The sequence below is a fragment of the Methylobacterium longum genome (assembly GCF_022179385.1).
GTDB classification, from domain to species: Bacteria; Pseudomonadota; Alphaproteobacteria; order Rhizobiales; family Beijerinckiaceae; genus Methylobacterium; species Methylobacterium longum.
Genome location: NZ_BPQS01000078.1, coordinates 1 through 16,180, shown reverse-complemented (window position 1 = coordinate 16,180; position 16,180 = coordinate 1). Strand labels below are relative to the sequence as shown.

The window sequence follows — 16,180 nt, the reverse complement described above, 5'->3', positions numbered from 1 at the left end:
CATCAGCACGACCTGTTCCGCGCTCGGCCTCTGTCCTCGCTTCATCCCCAACTCCTCTGGTCCAGGCTGATCCTCTCAATCAGCCCGGTCCAAAGCCAGCCGGTCAGGTCAAGCACGTGCAGGATGCCGGAGATGATCTGCCGGTCGTCTTTCCGCTCCGGTCCGGGCTGATCCTTGGGCATGAACGGGGCCATTACCGCCCACTGCTCGTCCGAGAGCCAGAACAGGTCCGCCATCGCCGCCTCCACGGTGTAAAGGGCGGCCCTGAATCATAAAACCACAAACCCTGCAACGGCTTGGTTCGGTTCACACCCTAGTTAAAGGAGGCGCAGATTGTGATTGGTCTTTGGCAGAACACGTACGACCGCATTCGCCGCAAGGCTATCGGTCGCCCTTGTCTGCCAGCTACCTGGATCTGGCCTTCTAGCTACCCATGGCAGCGGCCATGCAGTAGCTTCTCACGCAGCTCAGTCCAAAATACCGGTCGGGTCTGAGCTACGGCGGTCCAACCGTATCCGCAGCAAAAGCTCTTCGAGAACCCAGGGGCTTCGGACTGCCAACCGTGCTGTCACGCGCCGTCTGTCGTTCCATCTCGGAATTGAGTTCAGCACCAAGAAGCACGATGACGACGGAAAGCCAGATCCATGTCATGAACCCGATACCGGCTCCGAGTGACCCATAAATCCGGTTGTAGGAGTCGAACGTCGCCACGTAGAGCGAGAACACCGTCGATGTGCCGATCCAACCGAGGGCGGCGACGGTGCTGCCCCAACTGACCCACCTCCATTTGGCGGTCCGACGGCTTGGCCCATAGCGGTATACCAACGACAAACCGAGGCTCACGAGGACGAGCAGAGCGGGCCAACGCATAACCCGCAACAGCGTGTCAGTTCCTGTCCCGAAGCCGAACTGACTGAGGAGATACGGTAGGCCAACGACCGTGGCGATGGCCGCGACTGTTACGCTTGCTCCGCCCAGCGTGAAGAGAAAGGTCGTCAGGTAGACCCGCACAAGGTCTCGCTTCTCACGCTCTCTGTAGATCACGTTCAGGGCATCGAAGAGAGCGGCCACACCCGAATTGGCACTCCAGAAAGCGATCAGGAAGCTTATCAGGGATGCGGTGCTGAGGGTGCCGGCGCCCTTCTCGGCAACATGCTTAAGCTGAGCCGCAATCAGTTCGAGGACGCCGTCGGGTAAGACCCCATTGAGGACGCTCAGGTGCTGACCGATGGCGGCCGGATCCGAGACCAAGCTGTAGAGGGAGACGATCGTCGCGATCCCCGGAAACGTCGACAGGAGAGCGAAGAAAGCGACACTGCCAGCCGTCGAGAGGACCCTGTCCTGCGGGACAGCCCAGAAGACACGCGTGAGAATGTCCCGCCACCCAGGAGCGGGTATTTGCACAGGGTCATCAGCCGAGCGTCCACGGCCAGGCTTGCGAGCCCGCTCTTGTGCGGCTCTGATCGTTTCCGCGTCGGGAGCACGGGTGCTCACCGAACGCCAATCCTCACCTTCTGCCTCGTCTTGGGTCATGAGGCTGCTCATACCAGTCGGGTGGCTCTTAATGAGCCTATTGCCCTTCTGCTCAATGAGCCAGCACGCTCATCGAGGCATCGTGCCGTGAACGCGGGATGGAATGAGTGACCTGAGAACCAGAGATACCGCAACGGACAGGAGACTGGAGTGCAACCTGTTTGACCGGACAGGCAGCGGGGTGGGTTTAGGCACTCCGGCTGAGGTACTCTCGGGGCGAGAGCATGGGATGCCGCCGGCTTGCCTACGCCAGTCAAGGCGCCGCAAGCTTGACAGATCCTTGCTGTAGCGAGAGTCGGAGCGCCGCAGGTTTTGCAGTTTAGCATCGGCGCGATCCACTCGACGTCAGGATCGATAACAGGACTGGTCAGCGGTCGTCGCAAGCGTCCACCCGGCCACCAAACCCGTCGTGGACCTGTACGAAAGACCTGATTTTGCCAGTTCGATGCGAGGCAATCACCTCGTTGCAAACGACGCGAGCCTCAGCGGAGGTTGCATAAATTTCTGCCGGACGCTCAAGACGCATCTCTCCGTCAGACGAGAAAATAAGTGCCCGAACGGTGTATGACAGAGCGTGCATCGCATGAGTCCTGCGCTTCGATCACGCTGATAACACGAATTGACCCGCTTATGTTTGATCAAAACATTTCAGCCGAGAAGGACGATTTTCATGCCTCAATCCAGGCGGGTTCGCATGATACTTTCTAGCTATGAAGATAATTCAACCCCTGACATGCCAGATCCAGGTTGCGGGCGACTGGCAGACGCTCACCATCGCCCAAGCTCATAATCAACATCGGTCCGACCCTAAGCGCTGCTGCACCTGTCATGGCCCAGTCTACGTCTTCGGCACCTTCACGGGTAAGAACCGTCTTGGCCTGATGCATCGTAAGGGACACGAGGGGTGTCCGTTCAATGCGAGGGGGTTCTCAGGAGCACCGACCCCTCACCCAGATGCCCTGAGCTGAGCCGTATCGCCACTCGGAGGTGCCCGGGCATCCCGATCTGGGATGCAGGCGTAGGTCGCTGTTGAACCTCGACCCACCGCCCTACTGCGTCCTGCATCTCGGGCCGCTTCACGTACTGGCCCCAACCGTGAGGAACGGCATCAAGCTCCGCCAGCCCATGATCAGTTCGCGCGGCGGGGCTAACAACACGGCAAGGCCTGACCGGTGGCAACGATCTGTTAACCATAACGGCCGAGGTAGCAGTTAGCGATCGGCTGGGGGCTGAGCGTCGGAAGAGCAGCACCGTAACTTCAAGGTGCGGCCTCGTCGGCGCAGTCGCAACAAGCCCGCACCTGGAACACCAGGGCGGGCTTTTCTCATCAGATCGGGCGGCGGGGCAGATCCAGCGCTATGCCAGCGCCTGCGGATACGGCGACGTTCGACCAATGTACGCGTCGGGCTTGAGCGGGCAGCCGTTGTGCGCCTTGCGGTGGTACAAGCGCCGCAGGACGTTCGGCCCGTTGTACGTCCCGTTGATCGCCTCGCGGCTGTGACAGGCCGGGCAGCGCTGATCGCCATGGTGTGGCGATCGTGCTCACGGGTTCAGTCGGCTACTCGAAGCAGTCGGCTTGGAATACGCATTCGAGAACTACGCTTTCGCAGGCGCTTGGCAGCGCTCGCCGTAGCAGCGGTAGACCTACAATCATGACTGTTAGCCTGCAGTTCATCCCCGAGAACGGGGGTGGGGCTGGGATCCGGTTCTGGGAGCGAAAGGGGCTGTACGCGCTTCAACGGCGACCAGCCGCCACCGCAGCAGCGCGAGCGAGGGATGCCACGCCGTCACTTCTCCTGCAGCGGTGCCAACATTTGGCCGAATATCGCTCCCGAAAGTGAGGGGCAACTTCGGTCTAAGAAACCTACCTCGTAAATCGCCCGCTCCATCCCATATGTTGTTTACCCTCCGCGCAATTCAGTGCCCTGGGCAACAAGGCGGACAATATTATGGCGCGCACTTCCAACAACGGCACCGCTCAGATTGTGTCGACCGAAGACTTCAATGTTCGTGTGAAGCTTGCCTTCGAGAACAAGATAAACCCGGAGCTGAAGCCCATGCGTGCACCTCAACCGTTTCGCGCGAAGTGGCAGGGGGGCAAGCCATAAGTTCGCACATCATGGTCTCCTGCCCCTTTGACGACAATACGCGGAGCGGGAACGCCGGGGCGCAATCCATGGTGGCGGAAAAGGTCCATGCAGCCGGCGAGGAGATAACGACGCTCATGTTCGGCGGCTCGCCCGAAACCGTCCTCGCCCGAAACCGTCAACACGCCGCCGCGAACACGAAGCGACCGCCAGCGGCCTAGTTGGCCGCGCCTTAGTTGCAGCGAGCTGAAGATGTAGGCTCTGCCGATGATAGAGCCCAATCAGACTGCCTTCATCGTTAAGGTCGCATGCTCGGACGAGGAAGCACCAGAGCGTCTGCTCACCCTGTTCTACGCGGTCCTTGCCGAGGATCCTGAGAGCGGCATGCAAATCGTCAGAGATGCGGTCAGGGAAGGCGCTGAAGTAACCCTGACCGAGGTACGCCTCTCCCAAGCCACAGCGCAGGCAATCGACCTTCTTCCGGGCTATGCCAGAGCCTTATAAGGACGAGAGATCGCGGCCGCCTGCAGTGGCAGCACCTATCGCGCGCTCTGCCACCGCGATGTGATCTCACGGAACGCCGCGTCGCCGTTCGCCTCCGAAGCCCCTTCAGAACTGAAGGAGCGAACCGACTGGCGCACGATTACACCGTCGCAGGTGATCGACCAATCGAACCGGCCCGGCTCCTTCGCGGATGGCGTGACCTGCAGCTTGTGGGGGTTCGGCTTGAAGGTGATCATCCTCAGCATGTGGGAGCACGCTCGGCCATCTACGAGGGGACCCAAGGTGAAGCGGCCGGATTACCCTACAGCTCGCGCCGTGTGGCGTACCGGCCGCCGTCGCAGTGATGAACCGTGCCGAGCCCTGCTGCTCGCTCTCACCCCCTCACTGCGGTATGAGGACGGCCGCGCGGAGGGATCACCGTGAAAACCAGCACCGATTTCATCGTATCACTCAAGCATGAGCACACCCGCCTGGGCCGCATGTTGGAGTTGATCGACAATGGCATTTGGTGGACGACTGAAAAACCTGGCCACGTAAAGGTCGAGGGCCTGCAAGAGCAATTGGAAATGATCAAGGCCGCCCTGGACAAGATCGAGCACGTCGTAGGTCAGATCGGAAGCTGATACCCTGAACCAGAATGGCCTTCCACATCAGCTGCCAGTCAGTCCAGGCGTCGTTGCCCTCTTGGATGGCGCCGTTGTCGGCGTCCACTTGAAGACATGGCACCATCCAGGCTTTAGCTTCTCGCACCGTTCGCTTGGGTGCGAGGCTGGATAGAGAGATCGCTGCCGTCCGCCATCGCCGGCAGCGCTTGGGAGAGGTTGGGAGACGCCGCGTCTCTTGTAAGACCTCGGCCATAGATATTCGCGATGATGGTCCGAAATTGCGGTCTCGTGCTCTCCGGGATTTGAGCGAGCGCCTGTCAATCATAGCCCATGCAAGCGTAGAAAATCTCTGAACGTCTTCAGGTAAAACTTCGAGCTGAGCTGGCATTGGAGATTCCTGACGGACCAAGAATTGCCGGGCCCTTTAGTTCAACTCTTCCGCACACGATAGGATGCACGATCTCGTTGATCGGCAGGAAATCTCCTACGACACGTCGAGGCTGACCGGTGCAGCGGCAAGGAGAGCGCCGCCAACCTGAAGGCGGTCTGAGCCGTAGCAGGCTTATTGGGAAACCGAAGGCGCCGCGTTGGCCGTGGCGTCGTCGCATGTGCCCTGGCATAGCTTGGTGATGGCTGATCCTGTCCCGCACCCCTACTCCATCGAGGTCTCGCCGCTCGCCAAGCCGGAGGGTCACTTCCAGTGGGCGATCCGCAAGAGCGGCAAGCTCGCCGACCGGCCCGACCGCAGCGAGGCCAAGGCGTTCGAGAGCGCCATGGAGGCCGTCGAGCGGGCGATGAAGCCGGGAGCTGATGGCGGGCGTCGCTGAGCGCGCTACTGTGTGCTCGGCCTCTCAATCGGCCTACGACCTCCCTGGGGCTAGCTTCTGCAGCGCGAGGTCAGTTGCCTGGACGAGCTGCTCAGCTGCCTGAAGCACGGCAGGCTCTCGCGACATCGCGATTGCTGCCAGCTGCAGCGTGCGGAACTGGTGAAGGCGAGCGGACGGATCGACCCGCCGGGCAAGAGCTGACCGCAGGAGCCCCTGGACGAACTCGCGTGCTAAACGCTCATCGAAGTTCGGCATCTTCTGCACCCATGCCGCTGGGTAGCTCGCACGCCTAAGAATAACCTGGGTAACTAGAGCTGTTCCCGGTCAGGTAGCTACAGCCAAGTCGTTCTCGTAGCCGGCCGCGGCGAGGTAGTTGCGGCACTCCTGCGGAGTGAAGCGCGTGAAAGCGTGGCGGATCGCCGCCCAAAGATCCGGGATCGTGCGAGCGGCCGCACTCCGCAGCAGCGCCTTCAGCTTCGCGAAGACCTGCTCAATCGGGTTGAAATCAGGGCTGTAGGACGGAAGGTAGAGCAGCCGCGCTCCTGCGGCCTCGATCGCGTCCTGTACACCGGCGACCTTGTGGGCAGGCAGGTTATCCATGACGACGATGTCGCCCGGTTGCAGCACCGGGATCAGGGTCTCGGTGACGTAGCTGCGGAAGCGCCTGCCGTTCGTGGGACCGTCCAATAACGCGGTGGCACACAGTCCACTGGTGCGCAGGGCGGCGGTGACGGTGGTTTTGTAGTGGCCCAACGGGGCTGCGAGCCGGCAGCGCTCGCCGCGCGGAGCCCAACCATAGCGTCGCGCCATGTTGGTGGCAGCCGCTGTCTCATCCCGGAACACCAGCCGATCCGGATCGAGCTCGGGCTGTGCGTCGAACCACGCCTCGCGAGCAGCCCTTACGTCCGCGCGCTCCGGCTCAGCTGCGTACGTCGCCCCTTTTTCCAGCTGATCCCGTGGCGGGCAAAGAAGCACGACAGGCCGCTCGTGCTGGTCTGGATACCCTGCTCAGCCAGTCGATCGCGCAACTCGCGCAGGAAAAGATGCGGCTCCTGCTTGGAGATCGTTAGGATCAGCCCGGCATGCGCCTCTATGCGCTTCGAGGTATGATCGCCGCCCATCGGCTTGGAGGCGAGTTGGCCCTCGTGGCGGAAACGCTCCGACCAGCGGCTGGCGCTCGACACGCTGACCCCGAAGCGGCCGGCGGCGCGATGGTAGGAGGCACCCGCCACCACGGCAGCCACGACACGCTCGCGCAGGTCCACAGACAGGGGTGAAGGCATGAGCAAGCTCCTTCACCCACCAACGCGCCCCACGCAAACCCGTCGCAACCGGCGCGGGACCGGCTCTAGCTGTCGGTCAGCTGCCTGTGAACATCACCTCTGGCCCGGCACTCACCCCCTCCAGATGCAAGCGCCAGAAGGCGTCTGCGATCAGATCGGGTGCGAACGCTGTACCTTCCTGGATCCTTCCGGCGACGGTCATCGTCGTCACGGCTACGCCATCGGCCTTGAACGCCTCCGAGAGTGCGTAGGCGAGATTACGCAGGGCAGCTTTTCCGGCGGAGAGGGAGAACGCGCTGAGCCACGGGCGTGGATCGAGGGCGAGGCCGCCGCCGGTCAGGATGATGCTGCCTCGGCCGCGCGGAGCCATCAGGCTGTGCATCGTCTGGGCCGCGGCGTAGGCGCCGACAACGTTCACCTGCAGGTCGGCGGCGAGATCATCCGGTGTCGGGCTGCCGGGCGATCCGATGCTGACCCGATAGGCATTGTAGATCAGGACCTCGATCGGTCCGCGGTCGTTCTCGATGGAGCGTAAGACGGCGTCGAGCCCGATAGGGTCGGCGGCGTCGGCTTGGCGAACCTCGATCCCGGTCTCGGCGGGTACCCGGTCGGGCGTGCGAGTCAGCCCGGCTACGAAGAACCCCTCGCGGGCGAAGCGGCGAGCGACAGCTAAACCGAGCCCTGGCCCAATCCCGACCACGACGGCTGCTTCGCTCTGGCGCATGAACGTGTCTTTCGGCCTGCCGACTTCGACGCTCAGAGTGCTGGGAGGAGACCCTACGCTGTCAAGGGATCGCGATAGTGCGTTCCTTCAGCGGATATTTGGGCCAAATTCCAAGTGTGCGAATTGGCTATCTTATATTGGGAATTTTAGCTCTGACTTTACATCGTCTCTGACTGCGGTTCTCATGCTGAGCGGTGATCGATGGACTATTAAGGTCGTGGACGCCGTAGCGCCGAGGGGGAAGACGGTGCAGAACCTAGCCTCGTCCGACTACCAGTGGGGTGACAGTTCCCCCCACGAAACCGAACGCGCGGCAGAGGCTCGTCAGCTTTATGCGCGCAAACGCGCCGCCGAGGCCGCACGCGAGCGCTGTCTCGCCTTGGGGCAAGTCATCCAGACCGAGATCATCCCGCAGTTGGTGCTCCTGCATCCCCGCCTCGGGCCTGAGGAGATCAAACCCACATTCAAGACAGACGCGGAGCAGGTCGCGGCGTTCACCGATCTGGCGCTCGCGCCGGACGATGCGGCCATGATCGCGGCCTTCTCGGCGCTGGTTGCGGACGGCCATCCTGTCGAACGCCTGTTCCTTGACCTGCTCGCACCCTCAGCGGCTCTCCTGGGCAGGATGTGGGACGAGGACCTGTGCGACTTCATCGAGGTGACGACGGGAGTTGCCCGTCTTCAGTGTCTCGTGGCTCAGTTCCGGGTCGATAGCGCCACGGTCCAGCTTGATGAGAAGCGTCGGCTGCTCCTGATGGGCGCTCCTGGCGAGCAGCACACATTCGGCATCCGGGTTGTCGAGCAGTTCCTGCGCAGAGCGGGTTGGGTCGTGTCGATCGGGCTCTCCTCAAGTCCGGAGGAGATCGCCGCTCTCGTGGCCTCCGAATGGTTTGGCGTCGTCGGCCTGACGCTCAGCAACGAGACCCGTGTCGATCAGCTCGCTCTGGCCATCCGCTCCGTGCGCGAAGCGTCGTACAACCGGTCCATCGGTGTCATGGTCGGTGGTCCGGTGTTCTTGGAGAAGCCACAACTCGTCAGAAAAGTCGGAGCGGACGCATCTGCGGTGGATGCGCCAACGGCGGTGCTTCTCGCGCAGCGGCTGCTCGATCTTGCGGCCGACAGCGCCAAGATGGTCAGCAGTAACTTGCCGAGCGGACTTTAGAGGCGTGTTTGAGCTGGCAGTGTGAGAGCGGAAGACCAACAGTATAGACCTATTGCAGGTCGGCCGGCAGCATCTACCGGATCAGCCGGGCGGCCACAGCATCACGGCTCGGCCTCGCGCGTCTTATTTCAGCCGCAGCACTTGCAGCGCCTTGCGCACCTGCCGTTCGGCACACGGTTTGGCGATGAAGTGTGCGGCATCGGACCGGAGCGCCGCCTCCATGGGCTCGCAGCCGGAGCAGACAATGATCCTTTTCTTGCGTCAGTTGCGAGGTGTGCCATGGACGTCGTTTTGAGACCCGTCGCAGAGGCGCAGCCGGAATGGGAATTTCGAGACCGCCTGGGACGGGATCTCGGGAAGGTCACCCAATCGGCGGACCGTGAGGCGTACAAGATCGTCGCCAAACTCGGTTGCAGCCTCGATGGCGTCGTGACCTCTCACGCCACGCTGGATGGCGTGATGTCAGCCATCGCCACGCGCATGGGCGGCGCTTGCTCCCTCGACAGCCAGGATTGGGATTGAGCGCGGTGTCCACGCCCCCGCGATCATCGAGCCGGATACATCGCAACCGCCGGCACTGCCGCCGGCGCAAGCCGACGACGATGCGCAGATGGTGCGGCTGTGGCTCGCCCGATCCTCGAGCCGCAACACGCGCCGGAACTACGAGCGCGAGGCGCGGCGCTTCCTAGCGCATGCCGGCAAGCCGCTGGGCTCGGTGCGGATGGGCGAGTTGCAGGACTACCTCGCCAGCCTGCCGGGCTCGTCAGCGACAGTGGCGCTCGCCGCCTCGGCGCTCAAGTCGCTGTTCACGTTCGCCCAGGAGGTCGGATATTTGCGGTTCAATATCGGTGCGGCCGTGAAGGTGCCGCCGATCAAGAACACGCTGGCCGAACGCATCATGTCCGAGGCCGACGCGCTGCTGATGATCCGGCAGGAGCCGATCCTGCGAAACCGCGTCTTGCTGACGGTGCTCTACGGCGGCGGGCTGCGCATCTCGGAGGTCTGTGGCCTGCGCTGGCGGGATCTCACGGCCCGGGACGAAGCCGGGCAGGCGACGGTGTTCGGCAAGGGCGGCAAGACGTGGGCCGTGCTGCTCTCGGCCGCGACCTGGAAGGTGCTGACGGCGCTGCGGCAGGATCAAGTCGCCAAGCTGGCGACATGGTCGGTTGATGCGCCCGTGTTCCGCTCGAGGAAGGGTGGGGCGCTTGATCCCAGCGCGGTCCACCGGGTTGTGAAGGCCGCGGCCGCCAGGGCGGGGCTCCCGGGCGAAGTCTCGGCGCACTGGCTCCGACACGCGCATGCCTCACATAGCCTCGACCGCGGCGCGCCGATCCACCTCGTGCAGGCCACGCTCGGGCACCCCTCAGTGGCGACGACCGGACGCTCTCTGCATGCCCGGCCCTCGGAGAGTTCGGCGTGGTTCTTAGGAGTGTGAGCGGTCTTCAGACCACCTTCGGCCGCGGGCGGGGAGCGGCAATCTCGACCATCTTGCCGGTGATCGGGTTGAGGATGAGCACGATGGGCCGCCTTTTCCGGAAATGCGGTTAGAGCACCGCCCGACGGCGGCGGCACCACCGCAACTCAGAGTGTTGCATGCACGCGGTCAACGATCCGTTCATGCTGTTGGCGAACGCCCCCCCGGGCATTGCGACGGCAGGCGAGCGTAGGGCCGACCTCGACCGGATCATGGATCAGTCGGGGCACCGGGATCCGCGGACGGTGGTCGGCTACATCCGACGGGCGAACGCCTTCAAAGGGCAAAGCGGATCTGGGTTCTTGTAGGAGGCTGAGATGGTCGGGCCGAACCTCGAACAGGCTGCGCTGGTCATCGCTGAAAACGTCGTCTTGGCGGTCGTTCGTGATCTCTCGTCATCGCTTCGAGACACGCCGATGGCACGCGACGCCGCCATGACCGCAATCATGATCGAGCTGCTACGGGTCATGCCGACCGAAGACAGCGATCGGCTCGCGGAAGCCTGCAATTATGGTCTTGGCGAGTTGGTGATCACCGGAGCGCTGGGACCCATCGTCGAGGCCGTCGATCCCGACGACGGGTCGGTGACGATTTGAGCGCGATAGGGGAACGGGCCGGATCCCGTGATGACGTGGTTCGGCCCTGTGTCGTTCGGCATCCGAGCCGGAGCGACGGAGCGGCTGTAGCGCGGGAATACGGCCGTGCGGGGGCGGCAATGGCTGAGGCGGGTCCGGCGGGCGAACGCCTCCAAGGGCAACTCGGGGAGCGGGTTTCTGTAGTCGCGCTACAGGACTCTTTGGCAGACCCGTCTCACCTGCGTCCCATGATCAGGCGCAGCTTATCCGCGAGGTCCTCGCGTAGATAGGGTTTGGTCAGAAGCGGGAGGTCGGCTGGGACGCCCTGATCGCCTAGCGCCGTGCCTGTGTAGCCGGAGGCGAGCAGCACGCGAAGGCCCGGGCGAATGCGACGCGCTTCGACCGTGAGCTGCACCCCATTTATGCCCCCCGGCATCATCCCAGCTCGCTCGTCTTGAGCCTTCGATATCAGCCGCAACCTGATCGCGGGTTCAGCCCCATGGCATCCATCAAAATTCGTGTGTCAGCCGACGGGACCTATGCGGTCTGTCGCAACGGCTCCGCTATCTCTCCAGGGCTGACCCGAGCCCAGGCCGATCACTTGGTGACGGCGCTCGGCTGGATCTCGTAGGTCTCCTGCAATTGCGGCTTGCCACCCAAACTGGATGCGCGAGCGACGTTCTTGGGCCTAGGTGACATCCTCGAACCGAGGAGGATGCGTTGGTCTACGTGCTCATCATCATACTGGCCGGCTCTGGCGCCTCGGTCGGATCCGTCGAGTTCAACACCAAGGAAGCGTGCCAAGCGGCGGCGAAGGCAATTGCCGACTCCAGCCGTCCCTTTGCGGGTGCTTCCGCGATCACGGTGTGCGTCGCGAAGGGCTAGACCCGTATTCGATGCGCGTACGGCGTTCGTGAGGAGAGGCAGAGGCTAGACATCCATTGGCAACTTGTAGACATTAGCGATGAGCCGCTGGTTTTGAACCAGGGGTTCACGCCTGGGAGACGAAGCCGTGGGCAGGCGTCAAGGTGCCTGCCATGGCCGTCGCCAGCCTGCTCTGCCTCATAGTGGGAGGCGTGCTCACCGGCTTCACTCCGAACCGTCGTGTCCTACACTTAGTATTGGAAGCCACGGGCCTCATTCTGATCGTCCTCGGCTTGGTCTCGCTGCCTGGATAGATGCCCGCACCGAATGCGCGAGCGGCGTTCGTGAGGGCAGCGCATCCGTCACAGGGACAGATCTGTCTGCATCTGTGCAGGGTGCCTGCGTCGACGGTCCTCATCCCGTCGACCTCCACGTCCGCTCTTAGATCTGCCCCTCAGTAAATCGAGGGCGGGCGTGGATGCTGAGAACCGGCTCGGCCAAAAGGGAAACCGTTTCCGTTATGCGAAACCGTTTCGCATTTACCCGTCCGCGAGTAAGGCTGACAGGGTTGGCGCTCGGGATGGGTCGCCGACCTCCACGCCCGCTTGATGAGCCCGTCAGAGCTTTCCCGAGCGGGCGTGGATGCTCATGTGTTCCTGCCATCGCCGCAGATGCGCCAGCGATGTTCAAGCCTGACCCCTTCGTGATCTCGACTCCGGAACCATCGCTCGGCGGCTGGGCTTTCGCGAGACGCCACTGTTCCAGTGGCCGCACGAGAGGAAACGTCCGTTGCGCACATCAGTGATCACCGCGGCTCTGCTGGCCGCGTTCAGCGCCGCCACCCTCGTTACGCCGGCCTCGGCGACCCCTCTCAGCCCGGCTCCAGCCGTCGCTGTTGCTGGCGTTCAGGACAGCATCGTCGATGTTCGCTGGCACCCGATACGCCGCATGCGTCGCATGATGCACCGGCACAGGCGCCACCGCGTGTAGCAACCAAGCGGTCGCTGCCGGCAACATCGATCCAGGCTCGGCCGCGGATAACACCGCAGCCGGGCCTTTCCTTTGCGAGATGACGAACATGCTCACCGCAGCGCCGCCCGTGACGGCAGCTTAGCGCGCGCGGCCAGAGCGTCGGCCATCCTCGCAGCTGAAGGAAGCGCCTCCGTGAACCTGACCGCCTCGTCGTCCGGCGCTCTCATGGCCATCCATGAGTTCGGCCGACGTTGGAAGGCAGCGAGCAGCCATCGCTTCTGAACGAAATAGCCCCGCGCGGTGGCTCCCGGCGGGGCTGGGTAGGGTCGATCCGTCGGGCTGTAGACGCGTGAGCGGGCGGGCGAGTCTGCGAGGCTCACTACGCCTTCGCCATCTGCCGTCCGTGGTTCTGCACGATGTCGCGGAAGAGGATGCCGGTGGCCGAGCCTCAGCTATCCTGCCGCCATGCGTACAGCCCTCGCCGCTCTCGCTCTCGTCATCGCTGCCGGTGGAGTGCAGGCGCAGCAGCAGCTTCCGACCGTTCCCGAGCTGTTGACCGCTGAGCTGAAGGCATCGCAAGCTTGTGAGGCCGCGGGGGATCCGGCTGTCACCCATGAGCAGTGCAGGCTCCAAGATCGGCTCAGCGGCCGTCTGGCCCAGGCCGGCTACTGCCATGGCCGAAAGGGACAGACCGAGGAGAAGAAGGAGTGGCACGCCTGCCAGCCCAACTCGATCTACGAGGACGACATCGGGGCGGTGACGCGCTGAAGCCTGTAAAACGGACACATTATTTTAACGTTTCATTAAGGATGAAGTGACCCAATCAGCCCTTGAGAGCATTACCGAGGGGCCAACCATGACTCAGCTTGTCCAATTGAGCTTCCGCGTCAAGGAATATGAGAACGGCAATCCCTACATCATGCTTGAGCAGCGTGGGCTTCCCGGCGAAGCGGCAGCCGAGACAATGAAGCCTTTCGCTTTTGATCTCAGGCCCGGCACTACTTGTGAACAAGCTGACGGTCTGGTCCAAGCGATGCGCCTGATCATCACGCATGTACATTTCGAGGCGACGCCCGTCGTCATAGAGCAGGAAAAAGCAGCCTGACCGTCCAGTTCGTCTCCCATGAGGCGATCAGGCAGCACGGCGGTTCCGAGTTGCCTGAGGCACGAAAAAGCCCGCACCGGCGAACCGGGCGGGCTTGGTAGGATCAGCTTAGCGGGGGGAGCAGTTAGAAGCCCCCGCGGCGCCCATACCCATAACCACGGCCATATCCGCGACCGTAGCCGCGCCCATACCCCCGGCCATAGCCGTAGCCGCGCCCGCGGAAGGGCGGCCCACCATAGCCCCGGCGACCGTAACCAATGCGCGGTCCGCCGTAGCCATACTGAACCTCTTGCACCGCAGTAGCAGCCTTAGAGACGGCACCGATGCCGATCTGAGCCGCGGATGCCTGAACAGGTGCGAGAAACATGCTGGCTGCAAACAGCCCAGCCGTCAGTGGCGGTACTTTGAACAAGGGCTCTCTCCTGGCCGCGTCCGCGGGCATGCGGCATTGGCTTGGACAAACCCGACAGCTTCTCACACCGTTCCAGTTTATCTGTCTGCGCCTGCCGTCGCCGGCCCTCTCCAAGGCAACACATCCTTGAAGTGGTTACTGGGGGTTGATCGCCTCGCTCCGCCTTCGCCATCTGCCACCCGCGGTTCTGCACGATGTCGTGAAAGAGGCTGCCCGTGGCTGAGGTCGTGACCCGCGTCCCGGCGATTTCCTGCTGGGATGCGCTACACCTACTTGAGTGCTTGCGGATGCTGCGACGACACTCCCTTGTAGTGCCTTGGGATCAGCGGGCAGCCGTCATGGATGCGCCGGTGCGACAGATTCACAGATACCTGCCCGCTATAGACGCCTTGGATCGTCACACGGCCATGGCAGGCCGGACAACGCTTAAGAGCGTCCCGGTGGAGGACCCTCGCCTCGTCGAGGCCAAGGGTGAGCCAAGCGCCTTCCACTACCACTTCGCAGGATTGCGTTTGCGGCTTCATCCTGCCACGTCCCGCACGATGATCTGCGCTCTGGCCCAGGCTGCCCGGGCCTTCTGCGCCGCGGCCAGTTCGGCGAACGCCCGGGCTGCGCCGGTCGCCTCCATCGCAAGCATCTTTTCCAATAGGATCACCGCTGCCGTTGCAGCGGTTTCTGCAGCGATGGCCGAGGCTACGGTCGGGTGATGCTGCGGCATGGCGTTGGCTCGGTTGCGGCCGAAATCCGAGCCTCCTAGATCATGGTTACCAGATCGTTAATAATCCCCACAAAGAAGCCCGCACCGGCGGACCGGGCGGGCCTTTCCAGATCCGAGAAATATGGAGCAAGCAAGCCGGATCCGGACCGCATCTTAGCGATTGCTAGTCCGAAAGCTTCGACAGGCCGAAATTGATTACTCTGGCCTGCTGAGCGACTCAATGGCTGGAGACGGTGTCACAAAGAAATCGAGCCTGAACAGTATCAGCTCAGTCCCGTCCGTGACTTCCATGCGCCATTCCTGACCAAGGCTCTCTAACCTTGCGCCTTCCTCAAGAAGCACGCCTGCATACCGAATAGCTTCTCGGCGTGCGAACATTGTGTCCGGCAACTCGACACCCTTTTTGTCGAGAAGGACGACGCCGTCATAGACGTTGAAATGATAACGAGGCATGAGTTTCCCGGCCGTCATAAGGCGGGAGCGCTCGTCTCTCTCAGTCGCTGACGCCCGAGGGTCGTGGCCAGCGATTAGGAAGCCTACCAGATCGGTCATTTCAGTACAAACGAAGGCTCGTGCCGGCGTATGCGCGAACGGTAAAATCGCCAAAGAAAAGGCCCGCCACAGCGAGCCGGGCGGGCTATGTGCGCCATTGTGACTTGGAGAATTTCTGGATAGCTCCGCGGCGAGCTGAGTCGAATTACCCATTTAGGGGATGGTGGCTCAATCCGCCTTCGCCATCTGCTGCCCGTGGTGTTGTGCGATGTCGCGGAAAGAGGTTGCCGGCGCCTAAGGTCGTGCCGCGTGCCTGAGTGGCTATCCTGGCGGGATGCTGAGGTGCTGGCACGTTGAAGCTTACAGGTCAGCCTGAGGATCAGACGATCCGCCGCCGAATTGCTACCAGCCCGAGCTTGGCAAAAAAATCTCAGGGAAGGCGGCCGTCGTAAATCGAGTGGTCGAACACCATCTTCATAATTCAGGTTATGATGGGGGTTCCGCGATGTCCCGTGTGCCGTATAATATCCGCGGACAACTAATGACGCCGAGTTCCAGAGAAGCAATATCACAAGCGAATGCCCAGACTATTCGGGACGAGACAGAGGCGAGCCAAGTTAATTTCGACGAGCGAACCACGCTTCTCAGATCATTGCGCTTGGCGCGAGATGCGGACCTTAAGGAGAGCAGTTCGCTTCGCAGGGTAGGACCACGTGCAGCACTGCGAGCATCCTAGGGTGTGAACCGAACCAAGCCGTTGCAGGGTTTGTGGTTTTATGATTCAGGGCCGCCCTTTACACCGTGGAGGCGGCGATGGCGGACCTGTTCTGGCTCTCGGACGAG

The 16,180-nt window shown here is 62.5% G+C and carries 19 protein-coding genes and 2 pseudogenes; 12 read left to right on the top strand and 9 right to left on the bottom strand.

Going from position 1 to position 16,180, the window contains the following annotated elements; genetic code table 11:
* Positions 1–89: 89 nt before the first annotated feature.
* Positions 90–236: pseudogene (locus MFF58_RS32410) on the bottom strand (transposase); the annotation flags it as partial.
* A 259-nt stretch (positions 237–495) separates the two neighbouring features.
* Positions 496–1,533, bottom strand: coding sequence for a YihY/virulence factor BrkB family protein (locus MFF58_RS30110; protein ID WP_238293785.1), 1,038 nt, complete (start codon positions 1,531–1,533; stop codon positions 496–498).
* 710 nt (positions 1,534–2,243) lie between these two features.
* Here MFF58_RS30110 and MFF58_RS32805 point away from each other — a divergent pair.
* Positions 2,244–2,501: a hypothetical protein gene (locus tag MFF58_RS32805; protein WP_494337834.1), complete on the top strand. Its 258-nt coding sequence runs from the start codon at positions 2,244–2,246 to the stop codon at positions 2,499–2,501.
* A 388-nt stretch (positions 2,502–2,889) separates the two neighbouring features.
* Here the strand turns inward: MFF58_RS32805 and MFF58_RS32800 are convergent.
* Positions 2,890–3,042, bottom strand: a pseudogene (locus tag MFF58_RS32800) (hypothetical protein); the annotation flags it as partial.
* A gap of 440 nt (positions 3,043–3,482) precedes the next feature.
* On the opposite strand from MFF58_RS32800, the gene MFF58_RS30105 reads away from it, so the two are divergent.
* Positions 3,483–3,641 carry a hypothetical protein gene (locus tag MFF58_RS30105; RefSeq protein ID WP_238293783.1) on the top strand — a complete coding sequence of 53 codons (159 nt, stop codon included), beginning with the start codon at positions 3,483–3,485 and terminating at the stop codon, positions 3,639–3,641.
* Positions 3,642–3,887: 246 nt separating this feature from the next.
* Entirely contained in the window at positions 3,888–4,124 is a 237-nt protein-coding gene (locus tag MFF58_RS30100; RefSeq protein ID WP_238293781.1) for a hypothetical protein, read from the top strand.
* A gap of 35 nt (positions 4,125–4,159) precedes the next feature.
* Here MFF58_RS30100 and MFF58_RS30095 read toward each other — a convergent pair whose 3' ends face one another.
* Positions 4,160–4,360 carry a hypothetical protein gene (locus MFF58_RS30095; protein WP_238293779.1) on the bottom strand — a complete coding sequence of 67 codons (201 nt, stop codon included), beginning with the start codon at positions 4,358–4,360 and terminating at the stop codon, positions 4,160–4,162.
* Between the two features lie 183 nt (positions 4,361–4,543).
* Here MFF58_RS30095 and MFF58_RS30090 point away from each other — a divergent pair, with 183 nt between their 5' ends.
* On the top strand, positions 4,544–4,747 hold the full coding sequence (locus MFF58_RS30090) for a hypothetical protein (RefSeq protein WP_238293777.1): 204 nt from the start codon (positions 4,544–4,546) through the stop codon (positions 4,745–4,747).
* Positions 4,748–5,358: 611 nt separating this feature from the next.
* A complete protein-coding gene (locus tag MFF58_RS30085) occupies positions 5,359–5,556 on the top strand; it encodes a hypothetical protein (RefSeq protein WP_238293775.1) in 198 nt (65 codons plus the stop codon).
* Between the two features lie 324 nt (positions 5,557–5,880).
* Here MFF58_RS30085 and MFF58_RS30080 read toward each other — a convergent pair.
* Together MFF58_RS30080 and MFF58_RS30075 are read right to left on the bottom strand one after the other, a co-directional pair.
* Positions 5,881–6,839, bottom strand: a protein-coding gene (locus MFF58_RS30080) for an IS630 family transposase (RefSeq protein ID WP_238293773.1) whose coding sequence is annotated in 2 segments (ribosomal slippage) — positions 5,881–6,491 and positions 6,491–6,839 — 960 coding nt in all. Because the reading frame shifts where the segments join, the coding sequence is not laid out codon by codon here.
* A gap of 76 nt (positions 6,840–6,915) precedes the next feature.
* Positions 6,916–7,563, bottom strand: a complete 648-nt coding sequence (locus MFF58_RS30075; protein WP_238293771.1) for an SDR family NAD(P)-dependent oxidoreductase — start codon at positions 7,561–7,563, stop codon at positions 6,916–6,918.
* 247 nt (positions 7,564–7,810) lie between these two features.
* On the opposite strand from MFF58_RS30075, the gene MFF58_RS30070 reads away from it, so the two are divergent.
* From MFF58_RS30070 to MFF58_RS30040, 7 genes are all read left to right on the top strand, one after another.
* Positions 7,811–8,725, top strand: a complete 915-nt coding sequence (locus tag MFF58_RS30070; RefSeq protein ID WP_238293769.1) for a cobalamin B12-binding domain-containing protein — start codon at positions 7,811–7,813, stop codon at positions 8,723–8,725.
* A gap of 279 nt (positions 8,726–9,004) precedes the next feature.
* Positions 9,005–9,247 carry a hypothetical protein gene (locus MFF58_RS30065; RefSeq protein WP_238293767.1) on the top strand — a complete coding sequence of 81 codons (243 nt, stop codon included), beginning with the start codon at positions 9,005–9,007 and terminating at the stop codon, positions 9,245–9,247.
* An 88-nt stretch (positions 9,248–9,335) separates the two neighbouring features.
* Positions 9,336–10,160 (top strand): tyrosine-type recombinase/integrase, encoded by an 825-nt coding sequence (locus MFF58_RS30060; protein ID WP_238293764.1) that lies wholly within the window; start codon positions 9,336–9,338, stop codon positions 10,158–10,160.
* A gap of 356 nt (positions 10,161–10,516) precedes the next feature.
* Positions 10,517–10,795, top strand: coding sequence for a hypothetical protein (locus tag MFF58_RS30055; RefSeq protein ID WP_238293762.1), 279 nt, complete (start codon positions 10,517–10,519; stop codon positions 10,793–10,795).
* A 699-nt stretch (positions 10,796–11,494) separates the two neighbouring features.
* Positions 11,495–11,659: a hypothetical protein gene (locus MFF58_RS30050; protein ID WP_238293787.1), complete on the top strand. Its 165-nt coding sequence runs from the start codon at positions 11,495–11,497 to the stop codon at positions 11,657–11,659.
* A 1,416-nt stretch (positions 11,660–13,075) separates the two neighbouring features.
* Positions 13,076–13,378 (top strand): hypothetical protein, encoded by a 303-nt coding sequence (locus MFF58_RS30045; protein WP_238293760.1) that lies wholly within the window; start codon positions 13,076–13,078, stop codon positions 13,376–13,378.
* 88 nt (positions 13,379–13,466) lie between these two features.
* Entirely contained in the window at positions 13,467–13,715 is a 249-nt protein-coding gene (locus MFF58_RS30040; protein WP_238293758.1) for a hypothetical protein, read from the top strand.
* A gap of 681 nt (positions 13,716–14,396) precedes the next feature.
* Here the strand turns inward: MFF58_RS30040 and MFF58_RS32795 are convergent.
* The 3 genes from MFF58_RS32795 to MFF58_RS30030 form a co-directional block, all read right to left on the bottom strand.
* Positions 14,397–14,651, bottom strand: a complete 255-nt coding sequence (locus tag MFF58_RS32795) for a hypothetical protein (protein WP_494337835.1) — start codon at positions 14,649–14,651, stop codon at positions 14,397–14,399.
* Complete coding sequence (locus tag MFF58_RS30035) at positions 14,648–14,845, bottom strand: hypothetical protein (RefSeq protein WP_238293756.1); 198 nt, start codon at positions 14,843–14,845, stop codon at positions 14,648–14,650. Before MFF58_RS30035 ends, MFF58_RS32795 begins: the two co-directional genes overlap by 4 nt.
* Before the next feature lie 195 nt (positions 14,846–15,040).
* Positions 15,041–15,397: a DUF6894 family protein gene (locus MFF58_RS30030; protein WP_238293754.1), complete on the bottom strand. Its 357-nt coding sequence runs from the start codon at positions 15,395–15,397 to the stop codon at positions 15,041–15,043.
* Between the last annotated feature and the right edge of the window lie 783 nt (positions 15,398–16,180).